At 73.6% G+C, this 18,801-nt stretch carries 16 protein-coding genes; 9 read left to right on the top strand and 7 right to left on the bottom strand.

Annotated elements, in window-relative coordinates:
- Positions 1-86 precede the first annotated feature (86 nt).
- The 4 genes from FHX32_RS23510 to FHX32_RS23495 all read left to right on the top strand — a co-directional run bounded on the left by FHX32_RS23510 (position 87) and on the right by FHX32_RS23495 (position 4,534).
- Positions 87-1,070 carry a carbohydrate ABC transporter permease gene (locus FHX32_RS23510; RefSeq protein ID WP_167187245.1) on the top strand — a complete coding sequence of 328 codons (984 nt, stop codon included), beginning with the start codon at positions 87-89 and terminating at the stop codon, positions 1,068-1,070.
- Positions 1,071-1,195: 125 nt separating this feature from the next.
- Positions 1,196-1,975, top strand: a complete 780-nt coding sequence (locus FHX32_RS23505) for a carbohydrate ABC transporter permease (RefSeq protein WP_167189158.1) — start codon at positions 1,196-1,198, stop codon at positions 1,973-1,975.
- Entirely contained in the window at positions 1,972-3,405 is a 1,434-nt protein-coding gene (locus FHX32_RS23500; protein WP_167187242.1) for a GH1 family beta-glucosidase, read from the top strand. Before FHX32_RS23505 ends, FHX32_RS23500 begins: the two co-directional genes overlap by 4 nt.
- A gap of 82 nt (positions 3,406-3,487) precedes the next feature.
- Positions 3,488-4,534 carry a LacI family DNA-binding transcriptional regulator gene (locus FHX32_RS23495; RefSeq protein ID WP_167187239.1) on the top strand — a complete coding sequence of 349 codons (1,047 nt, stop codon included), beginning with the start codon at positions 3,488-3,490 and terminating at the stop codon, positions 4,532-4,534.
- 99 nt (positions 4,535-4,633) lie between these two features.
- Here FHX32_RS23495 and FHX32_RS23490 read toward each other — a convergent pair whose 3' ends face one another.
- Both FHX32_RS23490 and FHX32_RS23485 read right to left on the bottom strand, forming a co-directional pair.
- Complete coding sequence (locus FHX32_RS23490; RefSeq protein WP_167187235.1) at positions 4,634-5,857, bottom strand: acyl-CoA dehydrogenase family protein; 1,224 nt, start codon at positions 5,855-5,857, stop codon at positions 4,634-4,636.
- Positions 5,857-6,969, bottom strand: coding sequence for a phosphotransferase family protein (locus tag FHX32_RS23485; protein ID WP_167187232.1), 1,113 nt, complete (start codon positions 6,967-6,969; stop codon positions 5,857-5,859). Before FHX32_RS23485 ends, FHX32_RS23490 begins: the two co-directional genes overlap by 1 nt.
- A gap of 149 nt (positions 6,970-7,118) precedes the next feature.
- Here FHX32_RS23485 and FHX32_RS23480 point away from each other — a divergent pair, with 149 nt between their 5' ends.
- A complete protein-coding gene (locus FHX32_RS23480) occupies positions 7,119-7,820 on the top strand; it encodes an ACT domain-containing protein (protein ID WP_167187229.1) in 702 nt (233 codons plus the stop codon).
- Between the two features lie 185 nt (positions 7,821-8,005).
- The gene (locus FHX32_RS23475; protein ID WP_167187226.1) at positions 8,006-9,058 is read left to right on the top strand and encodes a GNAT family N-acetyltransferase; all 1,053 of its coding nucleotides are present in this window, start codon (positions 8,006-8,008) and stop codon (positions 9,056-9,058) included.
- A gap of 96 nt (positions 9,059-9,154) precedes the next feature.
- Here FHX32_RS23475 and FHX32_RS23470 read toward each other — a convergent pair whose 3' ends face one another.
- Both FHX32_RS23470 and FHX32_RS23465 read right to left on the bottom strand, forming a co-directional pair.
- Positions 9,155-10,720, bottom strand: a complete 1,566-nt coding sequence (locus tag FHX32_RS23470; protein WP_167187223.1) for an aldehyde dehydrogenase family protein — start codon at positions 10,718-10,720, stop codon at positions 9,155-9,157.
- A 455-nt stretch (positions 10,721-11,175) separates the two neighbouring features.
- Positions 11,176-11,937 carry an LPXTG cell wall anchor domain-containing protein gene (locus tag FHX32_RS23465; RefSeq protein ID WP_486481286.1) on the bottom strand — a complete coding sequence of 254 codons (762 nt, stop codon included), beginning with the start codon at positions 11,935-11,937 and terminating at the stop codon, positions 11,176-11,178.
- A gap of 389 nt (positions 11,938-12,326) precedes the next feature.
- Between FHX32_RS23465 and FHX32_RS23460 the strand changes: the two genes are divergently transcribed.
- The 3 genes from FHX32_RS23460 (at position 12,327) to FHX32_RS23450 (ending at position 16,572) form a co-directional block, all read left to right on the top strand.
- Positions 12,327-14,906 carry a glycoside hydrolase family 9 protein gene (locus FHX32_RS23460; RefSeq protein WP_167187218.1) on the top strand — a complete coding sequence of 860 codons (2,580 nt, stop codon included), beginning with the start codon at positions 12,327-12,329 and terminating at the stop codon, positions 14,904-14,906.
- A gap of 46 nt (positions 14,907-14,952) precedes the next feature.
- Positions 14,953-15,516: a DUF488 domain-containing protein gene (locus tag FHX32_RS23455; RefSeq protein WP_486481285.1), complete on the top strand. Its 564-nt coding sequence runs from the start codon at positions 14,953-14,955 to the stop codon at positions 15,514-15,516.
- Between the two features lie 69 nt (positions 15,517-15,585).
- Complete coding sequence (locus FHX32_RS23450) at positions 15,586-16,572, top strand: DJ-1/PfpI family protein (protein WP_167187215.1); 987 nt, start codon at positions 15,586-15,588, stop codon at positions 16,570-16,572.
- Between the two features lie 46 nt (positions 16,573-16,618).
- On the opposite strand, the gene FHX32_RS23445 is transcribed toward FHX32_RS23450, so the two are convergent.
- From FHX32_RS23445 to bsaP, 3 genes are all read right to left on the bottom strand, one after another.
- The gene (locus FHX32_RS23445; RefSeq protein ID WP_167187212.1) at positions 16,619-17,845 is read right to left on the bottom strand and encodes a YbfB/YjiJ family MFS transporter; all 1,227 of its coding nucleotides are present in this window, start codon (positions 17,843-17,845) and stop codon (positions 16,619-16,621) included.
- A 141-nt stretch (positions 17,846-17,986) separates the two neighbouring features.
- A complete protein-coding gene (locus FHX32_RS23440; protein ID WP_486481341.1) occupies positions 17,987-18,502 on the bottom strand; it encodes a GNAT family N-acetyltransferase in 516 nt (171 codons plus the stop codon).
- A gap of 70 nt (positions 18,503-18,572) precedes the next feature.
- Entirely contained in the window at positions 18,573-18,800 is a 228-nt protein-coding gene (gene bsaP, locus FHX32_RS23435) for a biotin synthase auxiliary protein BsaP (protein ID WP_208419169.1), read from the bottom strand.
- Position 18,801: the final 1 nt, after the last annotated feature.

Below are 18,801 nucleotides of genomic sequence, written 5' to 3'. Positions count from 1 at the left end.
GGCCCGGGTGTGGGCGCCGACCCCGCGGACGCCCGACGGCGACCTGCGCCGAGGTCACCAACGCCCAACTTCCGGAAGGACCCGCAATGAGTTCCACCGTCGGCGCGGTGCCACCATCGGCTGCCGCCTCCCCGCCCCCGTCCACCCCGCAACACCGGCGCCCGTCGTTCCGACTCGGCCGTTGGGACATCAAGTACTCGCCGTACCTCTACATCGCTCCGTTCTTCGTCCTCTTCGGGGTCTTCGGCCTCTTCCCGGTCCTCTACACCGTCTACGTCTCGCTCTTCGACTACGAGTTGCTCAGCGGCACCAAGGAGTTCGCGGGGCTGGAGAACTACCGCGTCCTGATGGCGGACGCCCAGTTCTGGAACGCGGCGTACAACACCGTCGGCATCTTCATCCTCAGCACGGTGCCGCAGCTCGTCGTGGCGTTGATCCTCGCCAACCTGCTGAACCGGCAGATGCGGGCCCGCACGGTGCTGCGGATGGGCATCCTCATCCCCAACATCACCTCGGTGGCCGCGGTCGGGATCATCTTCGCGCTGATCTTCGCGGACCGGTACGGCCTGATCAACTGGCTGCTCGGCACCGTGGGCTTCGACCCGATCGCCTGGCGGGACAACCGCTACGCCTCCTGGTTCGCGATCTCGTTCATGGTCGACTGGCGGTGGACCGGCTACAACGCGCTGATCTACCTCGGCGCCATGCAGGCCATCCCGAAGGACCTGTACGAGTCGGCCGCGCTGGACGGCGCCTCGGCCTGGCGGCAGTTCTGGACGATCACCGTGCCGCTGATCCGGCCGACGATCCTCTTCACGGTCGTCATCTCCACCATCGGTGGCTTCCAGATCTTCACCGAGCCCCTGATGTACGGGTTCGGTCTGGTCCGTGGCGGCGCCGACCACCAGTTCCAGACCCTGGCCATGTACATCTACGAGCAGACCTTCACCGGCAACGCCGAGTACGGCTACGGCTCGGCGATGTCCTGGTTGCTCTTCATGATGATCATCATCTTCGCGCTGATCAACTTCGCGCTGGTACGCCGTTCGGTGAAGGGGGAGAAGAAGTGACCACCGCACAGACCCTTCCCCGGTCGGTGACCCCACCCCCGCCGGCCCCTCGGCGCCGCCGGCGCGGCCGGGTACCCGGTGCTCAGCTCTGGCAGGCCAGCCCGCTGACCTACCTCGCGCTGATCATGGGCTCGGTGCTCTCGGTCTTCCCGATCATCTGGTCGTTCATCATCGCCTCGCGGGACAACAGCGCGGTCTACGAGATGCCGCCGGTCCCCGGCGACCAGCTGTTCAACAACATCGACCGGATGCTGGCCAACGAGGACGCGGCATTCGTCTACGGTCTGGTCAACTCGGCGGTGGTGTCGAGCGTGGTCACCATCTCGGTGATCTTCTTCTCCAGCCTGGCGGGCTTCGCCTTCGCCAAGCTCAAGTTCCGGGGCAGCAACGCGCTGCTGCTGATCATCATCCTGACCATGATGGTGCCGACCCAGCTCGGCGTCATCCCGCTCTACATGATGATGGTCGAGCTGGAGTGGACCGGCACCCTGCAGGCGGTCATCGTGCCGTTCCTGGTGCAGGGCTTCGGGGTGTTCATGATGCGCCAGTACGCGATGTCCGCGATCAGCGACGAGCTGATCGAGGCGGCCCGGCTCGACGGCTGTTCCACCTGGCGGATCTACTGGAACGTGGTACTGCCCGGGCTGCGGCCGGCGGCCGCCGTACTCGGCCTGCTGACCTTCATGCAGACCTGGAACGAGTTCCTCTGGCCGTTCATCGTGCTCACCCCGGACACCCCGACGGTGCAGTACTCCCTGAAGATCCTCTCGTCCGGGCCGTACCAGACGGACTACGTGGCGCTGTTCGCCGGCACCGCGCTGGCGACCCTGCCGCTGCTGATCGTGTTCATCATCTTCGGCCGCCAGATCATCGGCGGCATCATGGAAGGCGCCGTCAAGTCGTGAGCAACCCCGCCACCCCACCCGCCCTCGGCGTGCTCGACGAGCGTTCGCCGCTGACCTTCCCGCCCGGCTTCCTCTGGGGCGCCGCCACCGCGGCGTACCAGATCGAGGGCGCGGCGGCCGAGGGCGGCCGGACCCCGTCGATCTGGGACACCTTCAGCCACACGCCGGGGCGGGTGGTCGCCGGGCACACCGGCGACGTGGCCTGCGACCACTACCACCGGCTCGACGCCGACATCGCGCTGATGGCCGAGCTGGGGCTGAAGTCGTACCGGTTCTCGGTCTCCTGGCCGCGGGTGCAACCCGGCGGCTCCGGCCCGGCCAACCAGGAGGGGCTGGACTTCTACCGGCGGCTGGTCGACGGGCTGCTGGCCCACGGCATCGAGCCGTGGCTCACCCTCTACCACTGGGACCTGCCGCAGCCGCTCGAGGACGCCGGCGGCTGGCCGGCCCGGGACACCGCCGGCCGGTTCGCCGACTACACCCAACTCGTCGCGGACGCCCTCGGCGACCGGGTGCGCTACTGGACCACGCTCAACGAGCCGTGGTGCTCGGCGTTCCTCGGCTACGGCTCCGGCGTGCACGCGCCGGGCCGCTCCAACGGGGCGGACGCGGTCCGGGCCGGGCACCACCTGATGCTCGGCCACGGCCTCGCCGTGCGGGCGCTGCGCGCGGCCCGGCCGTCCGCCCAGGTGGGGGTGACCGTCAATCTCTACCCGGTCACCCCGGCCAGCGACTCGCCCGCCGACGCGGACGCCGCGCGGCGGATCGACGGGTTGGCCAACCGGTTCTTCCTGGACCCGCTGCTGCGCGGGTCGTACCCGGCCGACCTGCAGGCCGACCTGGCCACCGTCACCGACTTCGGGCACGTGCGCGACGGCGACCTGGCGGTGATCTCCAGCCCGCTGGACCTGGTCGGTATCAACTACTACAGCCGGCACGTGGTGGCCGCCCCGGTCGAGGGCGTCGCGCCGGAGAAGTACTGGCGGTCGCCGTCCTGCTGGCCGGGCAGCGAGGACGTCCGGTTCGTCACCCGGGGCGTGCCGGTGACCGACATGAACTGGGAGATCGACGCGCCGGGCCTGGTGGAGACGCTGCGCCGGGTGCGCGGCGAGTACACCGACCTGCCACTCTACGTCACCGAGAACGGCTCGGCGTTCGTCGACGCGGTGGTCGACGGGCAGGTCGACGACACCGACCGGCTCGCCTACTTCGACGCCCACCTGCGCGCCTCCCACGAGGCGATCAGTGCCGGGGTGCCCCTGCGCGGCTACTTCGCCTGGTCGCTGATGGATAATTTCGAGTGGGCCTGGGGTTACACCAAGCGGTTCGGCATGATCTACGTCGACTACGACAGCCAGGCCCGCATCCCCAAGTCCAGCGCCAGGTGGTACGCCGAGGTGATCCGACGTAACGGTCTGGCCGCACAATAGCGAGGACCAGCCAGCACCGGGCGGTCCCGGCGCCACCTCCCGCGAGGTGCGCCGGGCCCGCCCGACGTCGGAGGAGCAGACCATGACAACGCAGCGCACCCGGTCGCTCGGCCGCCCGACCCTCGACGCGGTCGCCGCCCGCGCCGGCGTCGGCCGCGGGACGGTGTCCCGCGTGGTCAACGGCTCGCCCCAGGTCAGTCCGGAGGCCCGGGCCGCGGTGCAGCAGGCCATCGCCGAGCTGGGGTACGTGCCGAACCGGGCCGCCCGCGCCCTGGTCACCCAGCGCACCGACTCCGTCGCGCTGGTCGTCTCCGAATCCGGCGACCGGGTCTTCACCGAGCCGTTCTTCGCCGGCATCGTGCGCGGCATCAGCTCCGCGCTGCTGGAGACGCCGATGCAGCTCTGGCTGGCCATGGCGCAGTCCCCGGTGGAGCGGGAGCGGGTCGAGCACCACCTGACCAACCAGCACGTCGACGGGGTGCTGCTGCTGTCGCTGCACGACGCCGACCCGCTGCCCACCCTGCTCGAGGAGCGCGGCCTGCCCGCCGTGCTCGGCGGCCGCCCGGCCCGGATGCTGCAACCAGGCGCCCAGCCGGCCTGGTACGTCGACGTGGACAACGTCGGCGGCGCCCGCCGCGCCGTGGAGTACCTCGCCGGCCGTGGGCGACGGCGGATCGCCACCATCGCCGGCCCGCAGGACATGGGCGCCGGCCTGGCCCGGTTGACCGGCTACACGGAGGCGGTCCGGGCCGCGGGCAGCGGGGTCAACCCCGACCTGGTGGCGTACGGCGACTTCAGCGAGGAGAGCGGGGCGGCCGGCATGCGGCGGCTGCTGGAGGTCTGCCCCGACCTGGACGCGGTCTTCGTCGCCTCCGACCTGATGGCGTTCGGCGCGCTGCGCACGCTGCGCGAGGCAGGCCGGCGGGTGCCCGAGGACGTGGCGGTGGTGGGCTTCGACGACGCGCCGGTCGCCCGGCAGGCCGACCCGCCGCTGACCACCGTGTTCCAGCCGGTGGAGGAGATGGGCCGGCAGATGGCCCAGCTGCTGGTCGCCCGGATCCGCGGCGACGAACTCCCCGCCCCCCACATCCTCCTCGACACCCAACTGGTCGAACGGGCCTCCGCCTGACCCCGTTGATCATGAAGTTGTTGCGTGACACGCCGATGTCACGTGCAACAACTTCATGATCAACGGCTCGGAACAGGCCGGGGTGGGTCCGGCCGGTAGTCAGGCGGGGGGTTGGGTCCAGCGGCGGAGTTCGCGGCGGGCCAGGGAGGCGCGGTGGACCTCGTCGGGGCCGTCGGCGAGGCGCAGGGTGCGGGCCTGGGCCCAGAGCGCGGCCAGCGGGGTGTCCTGGCTGACGCCGGCGCCGCCGTGCGCCTGGATGGCCTTGTCGATCACCCACTCGGCCATCAGCGGCGTGGCGATCTTGATGGCCTGGATCTCGGTGTGCGCGCCCTTGTTGCCGACCGTGTCCATCAGCCAGGCGGTCTTGAGCACGAGCAGCCGGACCTGCTCGATGCGCACCCGGGACTCGGCGATCCACTCTCGCACCACGCCCTGCTCGGCCAGCGGCCGGCCGAACGCGACCCGCTCGCCGGCCCGCCGGCAGAGCAGTTCCAGGGCCCGTTCGGCCATCCCGATCAGCCGCATGCAGTGGTGGATGCGGCCGGGGCCGAGCCGGGCCTGGGCGATGGCGAACCCGGCGCCCTCGGCGCCGATCAGGTTCTCCGCCGGCACCCGTACGTCGACGAAGTCGATCTCGGCGTGCCCACCGTGCGGGGCGTCGCTGTAGCCGAAGACGGTCATGCCGCGGCGGACCGTGACCCCCGGGGTGTCCCGGGGGACCAGCACCATGCTCTGCTGCCGGTGGCGGTCCGCGCCCGGGTCGGTCTTGCCCATCACGATGAAGATCTCGCAGCGCGGGTCCATCGCCCCCGACGACCACCATTTGCGGCCGTTGATCACGTAGTGGTCACCGTCGCGGGTGATCCGGGTGGCGATGTTGGTGGCGTCGGAGGAGGCGACCTCCGGCTCGGTCATGCAGAACGCCGACCGGATCTCGCCCTCGAGCAGCGGCTCCAGCCAGCGCTTGCGCTGTGCGTCGGAGCCGAACTCGGCGAGCAGTTCCATGTTGCCGGTGTCCGGGGCGGCGCAGTTGACCGCCTCCGGGGCGAGGTGCGGGCTGCGCCCGGTCAGCTCGGCCAGCGGGGCGTACTGGAGGTTGGTCAGCCCGGCGCCGTAGCGCGGGTCGGGCAGGAAGAGGTTCCACAGGCCGCGCCGGCGCGCCTCGGTCTTCAGCTCGGCCATCACCGGCGGCCGGGCCCACGGGTCACCGGCGGCGGCGACCTGCTCGGCGTGCACCGGCTCGGCCGGGTAGACGTGCTCGGTCAGGAACGCGGTCAGCTCGCCGCGCAGCTGTTCGGTGCGGGCGTCGTACGCGAAGTCCATCAGCGCTCCCTGGCGGCGGTCAGCCCGTGCGCGACCAGCGGTGCCACCATCTCGCCGATCCGGTCGAAGCCCTCGCCGAGGGTCTGCCCCAGCGTGTGTCGGTAGTGGATGCCCTCGCAGATCACCGCGAGCTTGAAGCAACCGAGCGCGACGTGCCAGTGCAGCGGGCCGACGTCGACGTCGCTGCGGCCGGCGTACCGCTCGATCAGCTCGCCGCCGGAGGGGAAGCCGGCGCGCGGGCCCAGCCCGTCGGCGACCGGGTTGCCGGCCGCGGTCTCGCTGCCGCCGAGCACGTCCCAGTAGGTCAGCAGAAGGCCGAGGTCGGCCAGCGGGTCGCCGAGGGTGGCCATCTCCCAGTCGAGCACCGCCCGGACGGCCACCGGGTCGACGGTGGCGAGGAGGTTGTCCAGCCGGTAGTCGCCGTGCACGATCCGGCCGGCGTTGGCCCCCTCGGGCGCGGTGGCGGCGAGCAGGTCGCGCAGCTCCTCGATGCCCGGCAGCGGCCGGCTGCGGGAGCGTTCCAGCTGACCGGCCCAGCGGCGCACCTGCCGGGCGAGGTAGCCCTCCGGCCGGCCGAAGTCGGCCAGCCCGACCGAGGCCGGCTCGACGGCGTGCAGCGCGGCGAGGGTGTCCATCATCGCCATGGCCAGCTCCCGCCGCTGCGCCGCGGTGAGCGGGTCGGTCTGGGCGCGGGTGCGGAACACCTCGCCGGGTACCCGTTCCATCAGGTAGAACGGCGCGCCGATCACCTCCGGGTCCGGGCAGTGCAGCAGGGCCGCGGGCACCGGCACGTCGGTCGGGGCGAGCGCGGAGATCACCCGGAACTCGCGGGCCATGTCGTGCGCGGTGGCCAGCACGTGCCCGAGCGGCGGGCGGCGCAGCACCACCTCGTGCTCGCCGCCGCGCAGCAGGTAGGTCAGGTTGGACTTGCCGCCGGCGATCAGCCGGGCGCGCAGCGGGCCGGTGGCCAGCTCGGGCCGGTGCTCGGCGAGGTAGCCGGCGAGCCGGTCGAGGTCGACGCCGGCGGGGGGCGCCGTGGGGGTGGAGCCCTGCTCCGGCGGGGTGGCCGGGGCGGTCCCCGGCCGGAGCGCGTCGACGGCCGGATCGGTCATCCGACTAGTTGATGGCAGCCCGACCGGGTTGTCAAGGTCGGATTTTCCCCCGGGACATGCCGCGGCAACAGGGACGAAATGGGCACCGGCCAGGCTGGTGCCCAGCCTGCCGGCCACGCTGCCGGCCCCGCCGAGCGGAGGGTACACAGATGTTGCTGCGAGTTCGGGTCACGCTGCCGGACCGTCCGGGCACGCTCGGCCAGGTGGCCCGCACCATGGGCGTCTCCGGTGCGGACATCGTCCAGGTGGTGGTGCTGGAGCGGCTCGGCGGGCGGGCGGTGGACGACTTCACAGTGGTCTGGCCGGGCGCGGCCCGGGTGGAGCGACTGCTGGCCGGCCTGGCCGCGATCCCGGGGGTACGGGTGGACGGGGTGTGGCGGGCGATCGGCGCGCCCACCACCACCGGCCAGGACGCCGAGCTGCTGGCCCAGGTGGCGGCGAACCCGGCCGACGGGGTCGCCACCCTGGTCGACGCGGTGCCCGGACTGCTCGCCGCCGACTGGGCGGTCGCCGCGGTGGTGCCGCTGGACTGGGCCACCCGGGCCGGCGGCGGGACGCCCACCATCGGGCAGGCCAGTTGGCGGGCGCCGGTCCCGCCGCCGCTGCCGGAGGTGACCCCGCTGCGCGCCCGGGCGGTCGGTACGCCCGACGGCGGTCACTTCGCGGTCGCTCCGTTCGGCCGGGCCGGCCTGGTGCTGGTGGTGGCTCGGGAGCACACCGAACCGCTGGCCGCGCCGGCGTTCCACAGCACCGAGGTGGACCGGCTGGCGCAGCTGGTCCGGGCCAGCGCGGTGATCCTCGGCGACCGGCTGGACCTGGTCGGCGTACCGCCGGTGGTGGCCGGCCCCTGACCGGCAAGGACCGCTTCCCGACCACCGCCGTCCACGGCGCGACGCCCGGCCCCGAAGCTGTGCTCGAGCCGGCCCGTGCGTCGGGTGTGGCGCAGGTCGCGCACCCGGTTCCGGAGCCGTCACCCCGGGGCAACCGGCCCGCAACAGCCACCCGCGAGGGTCGTACCCGGGGAAGGGAGGCAACCATGACGTTGTGGCGGATCCGAGCCACCGTGGACGACCGGCCGGGCTACCTGTCGGTGCTCACTGCCAGCCTCGCACTGCGCGGGGTCAACATCCTCACCGTGCAGGTGCACACCACCGAGCGGGGCGCGGTCGACGACTTCCTGGTCGACGCGCCGGACACGCTCGGCGAGGCCGACCTGGTCGCCGCCGTCGAGCGGGGCCGGGGCCGGGACTGCTGGGTCGCGCGCAGCGAGGCGCGCGGGCTGGCCGACCAGCCGACCCGGGTGCTCGGGCTGGCCAACCGCCTGGTGCGCGACCCGGACGCGACCGGTGAGGCGCTGCGCGCGCTGCTCGGCGCGGACCCGGTCAGCTGGCGGCCGGTGCCCGCCGGAGTCCGCAGCGGCATCCACGGACGAACCATGCTGCTGGCCGACCCGGGCGGCGGGTCCTTCGAGCTGCACCGGGCCGCCCCGGACTTCACCCCGGCCGAGTACGCCCGGGCGCAGGCCCTGGTCGAGCTGGCCGCGACCGTCGCGCGCCGGGCCGCCGAGCAGGTCACCCTGGTCCTGCCCGACGGCGCCGAGCTGGGCGTACGACCGGCCGGCGCGGACGACCTGGCCGGCGTGGTCGAGTTGCACGAGGCGTGCTCGGCGCGCAGCCGGTACCGGCGCTACCTGGGCGGCGCGGCGGCCCCGTCGCCGGCCCGGCTGCGCCGGCTGTTGGAACCGGCGCGCGGACTGACCCTGCTCGCCTCCGCGCCCGGCTGCCGCGGCGCGGGGGAGCCGGTGGTGGCGATGGCGAACCTGCTCGCCGAGGGCGACGAGGCCGAGGTGGCGCTGCTGGTGCGGGACGACTGGCAGCGGCGCGGGCTCGGCTCGGCGCTGCTGCGGCGACTGGTCGGCCACGCCGAGCGGGCCGGCTACGCGGCGCTGCTGCTGCACGTCCAGGCCGAGAACACCCCGATGCTGCGCACCCTGCGCCGGCTGGCCCGGCCGACCCCGACCGAGCGCGACGGCGCCCTGCTCACCCTCACCGTCCCCCTCACCACCCCCACCCCCGCCCACCCCCGCTGAGGGCCCCGCGCGATCTTGCACTTTCCGCCCCGGCAAACGGGGCACATGCCGCGTTTCACGGGCCGAAAGTGCAAGATCGCGGGGTGGGGGAGTAAGTCAGGTGGTGGGGTAGCTGCTGTAGTCGGGGAAGTTGCCGTAGAGGCGGGTGTCGGTGCCCTGGGTGACGGCCTGTACCAGCAGGTCGCCGCCGACGAAGGCGCCCTTCCAGGAGGCGCCCCGGCCGCCGAACGGCTCGTCCCGGTCACCGCGGGAGCGGGGCTTGTTGATGCCCACCTTGAACGCCTGCAGGTCCACCGCGAGCTTGCCGGCCAACTCCTCGTCGTCGCAGGCGAGCGAGGCGACCAGCGCGCCGTTGGAGGCGTTCATCTGGGCGAGCAGTTCGTCGGTGGTGTCCACCACCACGATGGTGTCGACCGGCCCGAACGGCTCGGCGTGCATCAGCCGGGACCGGCCGGGCGGGGCGAGCAGCACCGCCGGCGCCACGTACGCGGAGGTGTCCTGTCCGTCCAGGAACGGCGCGCCGTCGAGCTTGCCCCGGTGCAGCGGCACCGCGCCGCCGCGTACCGCCTCGTCGACCTTGCGGCGCAGCTCGTCGGCCTTGGCGGCGCTGATCAGCGGGCCGAAGTCCAGCTCCGGCAGCGGGTCGCCGGCCGACCAGTCGTCGCCGACGGCGAGCGGGTGTCCGAACCGGACCGAGCGCACCACCGGCAGGTACATGTCGAGGAACTCGTCGACCAGGTCCCGCTGGACCACGAACCGGGGGTACGCGGTGCAGCGCTGCTTGCCGTACTCGAAGCCCTTCCTCAGGTGCCCGGCGAGCAGGTCCCACTGGGAGAAGTTCCAGACGCCCCAGGCGTTGAGCCCTTCCTGCTCGATGAAGTGCCGCTTGTCGGAGTCGAGCAGCGCGGCGGCCACCTTGCCGCCGTTGGACCGGCCACCGACGAACGCCACCGCACCGATCTCCGGCGCCCGGACCAGCACCTCGGAGAGTTCCTCGCCGCTGCCGGAGACGAGCGTGGCGGGCAGCCCGGCCCGGCGCATCAGCGCGTGCGCCACGGTCAGGCAGACCGCGCCGCCCTGCGAGGGCGTCTTGGCGATGACCGCGTTGCCGGCCAGCAGCTGCACCAGTTCCGCGTGCACCAGCACGCTCATCGGGTAGTTCCAGGACGCGATGTTGCTGACCGGGCCGGGCAGCGGCTCCCGGCCGTCGGCGAGCATCCGGTCGATCTCACCGACGTACCAGCGCACGCCGTCCAGCGCGCGGTCCACGTCGGCGCAGGCCAGCCGCCACGGCTTGCCGATCTCCCAGACCAGCAGCAGGGCGAGCAGGTCGCGGTGCGCGGTGAGCGCGTCGAGCGCGTCGGTGACCCGGGCCTTCCGCTCGGTCAGCGGGGTGGTGGCCCAGTCCCGGTGCGCGGCGGCGGCGTGCACCACGGCGGCTCGGGCGCTCTCCGCGTCCAGCCGGGGCAGGTTGATCAGGACGGTGTTGTCCACCGGGGTGCGTACCGGGGTGGGCGCCCCGACCGCACGCCAGTCGCCCTCGACGAGGTTGTGCAGGGTGGCGACGCCGTCGGCCGGCGGGCCGAACGCCTCCGGGGCGGCGGCTACCGCGCGGGCCAGGGTGTCCGACCAGGCGGTGCCGTCGGCGAGTCGTAGAGCCATCGCGATCTCCTCAGGTTCGTCCGGGGAGCGGCGGCGTCGATGGCACCGCTTGGTGTCGCGTACTGTCGCGCGTCGCGCGGCGGCCGGGCAACAGTACGTTCGTATGCCGGAACGCGACGCTCGCGCGGCGCCCGCCCCGACCGCGGGTCGCGGTCGATCCCGAACGTCCTGACCTGGGTGTACGCGGCCAGCACATCCATGTATATCGATAATGTGAGCTATCTCCGGGCGCCGTCGACCGGGTTACCCGTCGGTACGGATCTCGCTCCGGAAGGGATCAATCCGGGCCTCCTCGGTGTGGCCCGACGCATCCCGGCCGCCCGCCGACGGGCGGGCCACTGGACGGGCCGCACGATGGCCGGTGCTGAGGTCCGCACGATGGCCGGCGCTGGGGTGGGCACGCGAAACGGCCGCCGGACGGGTGTCCGGCGGCCGTTCGGGTGTGCTGCGTCAGGTCAGCTGGTGAAGGTGACGTTGTCCCGGCGGCGGCGCAGCACCAGCAGGGTGCCGGCGCCGATCAGGGCGAGGCCGCCCAGCGCGATGCTGGTGGTGGCGACACCGGTCAGCGGCAAACCGCCCCCGTTGTCACCACCGCCGCCCCCGACGCCGGTGCCCTCCGACGGCGTGACCGACGTTGACGGCGTGGCCGAGTCAGACGGCGTGACCGACGTCGACGGCGTGACCGACCCGGACGGCGAGGCCGGCGTGGTCGGCGTCGCGGGCGTGGTCGGCGTGGTCGGGGTCGTCGGCGTCGACGGGCTCGGCGTGACCGGGGTGCCGGCGCAGGTGTGGCTCAGATTGAAGCTGTCGGCGACGCCGCTGATCGTGGCGCTGCCGCCGAGCAGGGTCCATCCGGCCGGGGTGAACAGGTAGGCGTGCTTGACCTGGCCGTCCTCGCCGTTGGCGGAGAGGAAGTCAGGGTAGGCGTCGGTGCCGTCCGGAATCTTCACCGTCACCGTGGCGCCGGCCAGGTTCTGGAAGGTGAGGGTGAGATTCTCGAAGTCGCCCGCGGTCTTCCGGCCACCGTCGAGGACGAAGTGCCAGCCGTCGTGATCTGCCGGCCGGCCCGTGAACTTGTCGTCGCCGCACTGCTCCTGGAACCCCGCCTTCTTGCCCTCATGGGGCTCGTGCAGCGGGATCGTGCTGGATGCCCAGGCGGGGGTGGCGATGGCGAGAAGGGCCGTGGCGGCGGCCGTGGAGACGGCCGTGCGCGCCACGCGCCGACGCTGTGGCATGAGGATTCCTCCGGAATGGATCGAGGGGACAGCACATGATCGCACGGACGGTGATCGCCGTCGACATCAGGTGATCGGTCTGACGTGCGCGGACATGCCGCCGGAAGCCGGCCGTCCGGCGAAATCCACTACTCTCCGCAGGCGTGTCGCTGTAACGGAAATGCTCGGCGTGACGCTGCGACCGCCCCGCAGGTGGGGCGAGGGCGGCCGCCGGCGGTCTTCCCAAACCGGTGAGGGTGAGATTACATTGCTGAATATCCATGGGAGCGCTCCCGGTGCCCGTGGCGACCCTCACCACCACCACCACCGCCGGCAGTCCACGTCGGATCCGACGACGTCCCGCCCGGCGGCGCCACCGACAGGAGCACGCCATGCCCCACCCGAGACGGCCCCGACCGGCCGACCAACCCTGGCCGCGTCGCCTGCTGGCCGCCGGCGCCGCGCTCGCCACCGGGCTCGCCCTCGCGGTCGTCGCGCCGGCCACGCCCGCGCCTGCCGCTCCCGCGTTCAACTACGCGGAGGCGCTGCAGAAGTCGCTCCTGTTCTACGAGGCGCAGCAGTCCGGCCGGCTACCGGACTGGAACCGGGTCTCCTGGCGGGGCGACTCGGCGCTGACCGACGGCGCCGACGTGGGCCTCGACCTCACCGGCGGCTGGTACGACGCGGGTGATCACGTGAAGTTCGGCTTCCCGATGGCGTTCAGCGCCACCATGCTCGCCTGGGGCGCTGTCGAGTACCGGGCCGGCTACGCCGCCACGGGTCAGCTCCCGCACCTGCTCGACAACCTCCGTTGGGTCAACGACTGGTTCATCAAGGCGCACCCGGCACCGAACGTCCTCTACGGACAGGTCGGCAAGGGCGACGACGACCACAAGTGGTGGGGGCCGGCCGAGGTGCTGCCGATGGCGCGGCCCGCGTACAAGATCGATGCCAGCTGCGGCGGCGCGGACCTGGCCGGCGAAACGGCTGCCGCGATGGCCGCCTCCTCGATGGTGTTCCGCCCCACCGACCCCAGCTACGCCGACACGCTGCTCGGCCACGCCCGGCAGCTCTACACCTTCGCCGACACGGTGCGGAGGAGCTACCACGAGTGCATCACCGACGCGACGAACTTCTACCGCTCCTGGAGCGGCTGGCAGGACGAACTGGTCTGGGGCGCGATCTGGCTCCACCGCGCCACCGGCGAGGCCGCCTACCTGGCCAAGGCGGAGAGCGAGTACGACAAGCTCGGCACCGAGAACCAGACCACCACCCGGTCCTACAAGTGGACCATCGCCTGGGACAACAAGCAGTTCGGCGCGTACGTGCTGCTGGCCAACCTGACCGGCAAGCAGAAGTACGTCGACGACGCCAACCGCTGGCTGGACTGGTGGACCGTCGGGGTGAACGGGCAGCGGGTGGCGTACTCGCCCGGCGGGATGGCCGTGCTCGACTCCTGGGGCGCGCTGCGCTACGCCGCGAACACCGCATTCGCCGCGCTCGTCTACAGCGACCGGACCACCGACGCCACCCGCAAGGCGCGCTACCACGACTTCGCCGTCCGGCAGATCGGCTACGCGCTCGGCGACAACCCGCGCAACTCCAGCTACGTGATCGGCTTCGGGGCCAACCCGCCGCGCAACCCGCACCACCGCACCGCGCACGGCTCGTGGTGGGACAGCCAGACCGTGCCCACCGAGACCCGGCACACCCTGTACGGCGCGCTGGTCGGCGGCCCTTCCACGGCCAACGACGCCTACACCGACAACCGCTCCGACTACGTGATGAACGAGGTGGCCACCGACTACAACGCCGGCTTCACCTCGGCGCTGGCCCGGCTCGCGCAGGAGTACGGCGGCACCCCGCTGGCGAACTTCCCCACCCCGGAGCCGCCGGACCTGGACGAACTCACCGTGGAAACTACGGTGATGCAGGCCGAGCCGCGGGCCACCGGGCTGAAGGCGATCGTCTACAACCGGTCCGGCTTCCCGGCCCGGGCGCTCACCGACGGCCGGTTCCGGTACTACTTCCGCCCGGACGGCCCCGGCCCGGTGCAGGTCACCCCCGGCTACTCCCAGGGCTGCCCGGCGCCGACCAGCGCCCGGCAGCACTCCGGTGACATCTGGTACGTGGAGGTGGACTGCACCGGGCACACCATCGCCCCGGCCGGCCAGTCCCAGCACCGGATGGAGGTGCAGTTCAAGGTCGGCGTGCCGGAGGGCGGCACCTGGGACCCGACCAACGACCCGTCGTACCAGGCCGACGCCGGCCCGAACCGAACGGTGCCGCTCTACTCCGGCGGCACCCGGGTCTGGGGTGCGGAGCCCGGCCCCGGCACGCCGGACACCACCGCGCCGACCGTGCCGGGCACCCCGGTCGCCTCGGCGCTGACGCCGACCGGCCTCACCCTGACCTGGCCCGCCGCCACCGATGCCGGGGGCAGCGGCCTGGCCGGCTACGAGGTCACCCAGGAGCAGGTCGGCAGCGACGCGCTGGTCCTGCTGACCGCCGCCACCAACTCCCTCGCGGTGATCGGCCTGACGCCGGAGCGGACGTACCGGTTCTCGGTGCGGGCGCGCGACGGCGCCGGCAACCGCTCGGCCGCCTCGCCGGTGCTGGAGGTGACCACCCCGGTCACCCCGACGCCGACCGCCGACTGCCGGGTCGGGTACGTCACCAGCGACTGGAGCACCGGGTTCACCGCGAACATCACCATCACCAACACCGGCACCGCGGCGCTGAACGGGTGGACCCTCGCCTTCAGCTTCCCCAGCACCGGGCAGCGGGTCGGGCAGGGCTGGTCGGCGACGTACAGCCAGACCGGGACGGCGGTGACCGCGACGAACGTCTCCTACAACGGCGTGCTGGCCCCGGGGGCGTCGACCAGCTTCGGCTTCAACGGCACCCACACCGGCAGCAACCCGAGACCCACCGCCTTCACCCTCAACGGCGCCCCCTGCACCCTGGGTTGACCACCGCTCTGTCGAGATCCCGGGCAGTCACCGTTCGTCGCGAACGGTGACTGCCCGGGATTCGGGGCAGGATGTGGTGGTGGAGCGGGCGCTGGTGACTGTCGGGCACGGTCCGGCCGACCGGGCCCGGCTCGGCGAGCTGCTGGCCGGGGCGGGAATCGAGCTGGTGGTGGACGTGCGGCGGTTCCCCGCCAGCCGCACCAACCCCGACGTCCGCCGGGAGGAGCTGGAACGCTGGCTGCCGCGGGCCGGGATCGACTACCGCTGGGAGCCGAGCCTCGGCGGCCGGCGGCACACCCCGGCCGGCACACCGGAGCCGGACACCTGGTGGACGGTGGCGGCGTTCCGGGCGTACGCGGCGTACACCCGTACGCCGGACTTCCGGGCGGCGCTCGGCGCGGTGCTGGCCGACGCGGCGGCCCGGACCACGGCGGTGATGTGCAGCGAGAGCGTCTGGTGGCGCTGCCACCGGCGGTTGATCGCCGACGTCGCGGTGCTCGGCCACGACGTGCCGGTGAACCACCTGATGCCGGACGGCCGGCTCGCCGCGCACCGGCCGGCCGCCGGCGCCCGCCGCGACGGCGACCACGATCTCGTCTGGGACGGCTGACCGTCGCCCGTCGCGCCGGTGTCGGACGATCCGCCGCCCGGCACCCGGGCGGCTGACTAGGGTCGAGCCGTGCGAGCTCCGGGCCGGTGCCACACCGTGGTCTTCGTCGTCTACGACGGGGTGCGGCTGCTCGACGTCACTGGGCCGCTGGAGGTGCTCACCGTCGCCAACGAGCACGGCGGGGCGTACCGCACGGTGCTGGCCTCGCCGGACGGCCGGGACGTGGTGAGCAGCGCCGGCGTCCGGCTCGGCGTCGACCGGGCGCTGCCCGACGTCGCCGCGCCGGTGGGCACGCTGGTGGTGCCCGGCGCGCCGGACTGGCAGGCGGTGGCCGCCGACCGGGCGATGCTGGACCAGATCCGCCGGCTCGCCGCCGGATCGAAACGGACCGCGTCGGTCTGCGCGGGGGCCTTCGCCCTGGCCGCCGCGGGGCTGCTCGACGGCCGGCGGGCGACCACCCACTGGGACCTGGCCGACCAGCTCGCCACGCACTTCCCGGCGGTCGTGGTCGACCCCGACCCGATCTTCATCACCGACGGGCGGATCATCACCTCGGCCGGCATCTCCGCCGGCATCGACCTGACCCTGGCCCTGGTCGAGGCGGACCTCGGGCCGGAGGTGGCCCGCGCGGTGGCCCGGCACCTGGTGGTGTTCATGCAGCGGCCGGGTGGCCAGTCCCAGTTCAGCGTCCGCACCAGCACCCCGAGCACCCGCAACGACGCGCTGCGCCGAGTGCTGGACGCGGTGGCCGCCGACCCGGCCCGGCCGTACGACCTGGCCGGCATGGCGGCGCTGGCCGGGGTCAGCGTGCGGCACCTGGGCCGGATGTTCCGGGCCGAACTGGGCGCCACTCCCGCCGTGTGGCTGGACCGGGTCCGCGTGGAGGCCGCGCGTGGCCTGCTGGAACGGGGCGACGACACGCTCGACGTAGTGGCCCGGCGGGCCGGCTTCGGCTCGCCCGAGACGATGCGGCGGGTCTTCCTCCGGGAGATCGGCATCACCCCGGGGGCGTTCCGGTCCCGGTTCCGCACCACCGGCATCGCCACCGACCGTTGAGCAGGCGACGCAGCCGGCCCGCCGCGCCCGCCGAGCGGGCGGAGGCTCAGCGGCGGGCGGCGAGCGCCGGCTCGGCGGCGGCCGGGGCGACCGGCTCGCCGTCGCGCTGCCGCAGGGCGACCAGCCCGGCCGCGGCGAGCAGGCCGACCGAGAGCCACAGCCCGACGGCGACCCCGCCGGAATCCGACAGCACGCCGCTGGCCAGCGGTCCGACCGCCTGGCCGACCGAGAAGGCCACCGTCAGCAGGGCGATCCCGGCGGTCCAGCCGGTGGCCGGCAACGCCCGCCGGGCGAGCACCGTGGCCGCGGTCGGGCCGGCCATGAACGAGCTGCCGAACACTACGGCCGACAGCAGCGCGGCGGGCAGGCCGGCCGGCAGCAGCAGCACTGGCAGCACGCCGAGCAGGACCAGCAGCGACACCAGCGCGGGCGCCCGGCCGCCGGGCAGCCGGCCGATCACCCGTCCCCAGACGGTGAGCGTGGCGACCGCCGAGGCCAGGCCGAGCAGCACGAAGAAGCTGGCGATGCCCGGGGTGCCCAGCCCCTGGTCGCGCAGCAGCGCGACGACGAACGTCAGGTAGCTGACGTAGCCGGCGCCGAACAGCACGTACCAGGCGAAGGTCGGGGCGAGCCGGGCCAGGTCGGCCCGGGGCAGTCCGGCGCTGGTGGCGCCGGCGACCGGCGCGACCCGGCGCACCGCGAGCAGGGCCGGCGCGACCGCGGCCACGGCGAGCACACCGAGCAGCAGCCAGCCGGCCCGCCACCCGGCGTCACCGGCCTCGGCCAGCGCCGCCGGCACGGCGATCCCGGAGAGCAGCACGCCGACGCCGACGCCGGCCATGTAGAGCGCGACCAGCGACGCGGCGCGCCGCTGCCCGCCGCCGGCGGCGACCCGGGCGGCCAGCGCCGAGCCGAGCACGAAGGAGACCGCGGTGGTCACGCCGCCGACGAACCGCAGCAGGCTGAGCACCTGGTAGTTCGCGGTGGTCGCGGTGAGCAGCAGGGCGAGCGCGCTCACCGCCAGGGTGCCGAGGAAGGCGGCCCGGTCACCGAACCGGCGGGCCCAGAACACCGCCGTCCCGGCGCCGATCACGTAGCCGGCGGCGTTCGCCGTGTTCAATCCGCCGGCCTGGGCGTACGTCCAGTGCAGGTCGCCGCGCATCGCGGGCAGCAGCAGGGCGTACGCGAACCGGGTGAAGCCGAGCGCGACGACCGGCCCGGCCGCCAGGCCGAGCGCTGTCAGCGGTTCCCGCCAGCGCTGGAATCGGGACATGGGTTCCTCCTTGATCGGCGGGCCGTTCGACCCGCTGATCAGGTGGAACCGGGGAAGGCCGGTGGCTGATGGCCGGCCGGACGGACAGGTGACCCTCGGATCGGGACATGGGCGGGCTGCCCGGAACGTACCGGAACGGGGTCAGTCGACCAGTTCGTCGGCGAGCAGGTCCATCAGCAGCCCGTCGTGCCAGCGCCCGTCCTCGCCGCGCTCGTAGCGGCGCAGCACGCCCACCGGGCGGAAGCCGACCTTGGCGTAGCTGCGGATCGCCGGGGTGTTCGCCGCCGCCGGGTCGATGGTGAACCGGTGGTGCCGGTACGCCTCGACCAGGTGCCGGACCAGGGTGCGAATGGCGTCCGGCCCGAGCCCCCGGCCGTGCACCGACGGGTCGAGGAAGATGTCCAGGCTGGCGTGCCGGTAGTCCGGGTCGTCCTCGGCGTACCACTGGATCGCGCCGACCACCCGGCCGTCGTGCAGCACCGCGTACACGGTCAGGTCGGGGTCGGCCAGGTCGGCCTCGACGGCGGCGGCCAGGTCGTCGCCGCCGCGCCACCAGCGGCGCACCTGCGGGGTGGCCCGGATCGCGGCGAGCGCCGGCACGTCGGCGGCGCCGGCCCGGCGCAGCGTCACCGCCCGCCCGCGCAGTTCCCCGGTCACCGGCGCCACCGGGACTCCGGCCGCGGGATCGGCCCGCCGGCGACGAGGAAGCGGGGGGGTCACCGGGGCCTCAGCCGCGGATCTCGCCGTGCTCGACGCAGACCGCCGCCCAGCCCACCGGCAGCACCTGCACCTTCATCCGGCGCCGGCAGCGCGCGCAGAAGCGCGGCGGCTCCAGGGCGCGCGCCGCCACGCACGCCTCGTGCGACCCGACCGCCGCGGCCTCGCCGCAGCGGTCGCACCAGGCCGGCGCCGCCCCGTTCGGCGTCACCAGCCCCGCAGCGTCCGTCACCGTCAAC

The organism is Micromonospora sp. CNZ280 (genome assembly GCF_011759515.1).
The sequence above is the reverse complement of the archived record's forward strand: the minus strand, read 5'-3'. Positions and strand labels throughout refer to the sequence as shown.

Coding starts and splice junctions, on each gene's coding strand:
- FHX32_RS23495 (WP_167187239.1), top strand. CDS start 3,488: ATGACAACGCAGCGCACCCGGTCGCTCGGCCGCCCGACCCTCGACGCG.
- FHX32_RS23505 (WP_167189158.1), top strand. CDS start 1,196: ATGGGCTCGGTGCTCTCGGTCTTCCCGATCATCTGGTCGTTCATCATC.
- FHX32_RS23475 (WP_167187226.1), top strand. CDS start 8,006: ATGACGTTGTGGCGGATCCGAGCCACCGTGGACGACCGGCCGGGCTAC.
- FHX32_RS23470 (WP_167187223.1), bottom strand. CDS start 10,720: ATGGCTCTACGACTCGCCGACGGCACCGCCTGGTCGGACACCCTGGCC.
- FHX32_RS23480 (WP_167187229.1), top strand. CDS start 7,119: ATGTTGCTGCGAGTTCGGGTCACGCTGCCGGACCGTCCGGGCACGCTC.
- FHX32_RS23510 (WP_167187245.1), top strand. CDS start 87: ATGAGTTCCACCGTCGGCGCGGTGCCACCATCGGCTGCCGCCTCCCCG.
- FHX32_RS23490 (WP_167187235.1), bottom strand. CDS start 5,857: ATGGACTTCGCGTACGACGCCCGCACCGAACAGCTGCGCGGCGAGCTG.
- FHX32_RS23460 (WP_167187218.1), top strand. CDS start 12,327: ATGCCCCACCCGAGACGGCCCCGACCGGCCGACCAACCCTGGCCGCGT.
- FHX32_RS23445 (WP_167187212.1), bottom strand. CDS start 17,845: ATGTCCCGATTCCAGCGCTGGCGGGAACCGCTGACAGCGCTCGGCCTG.
- FHX32_RS23485 (WP_167187232.1), bottom strand. CDS start 6,969: ATGACCGATCCGGCCGTCGACGCGCTCCGGCCGGGGACCGCCCCGGCC.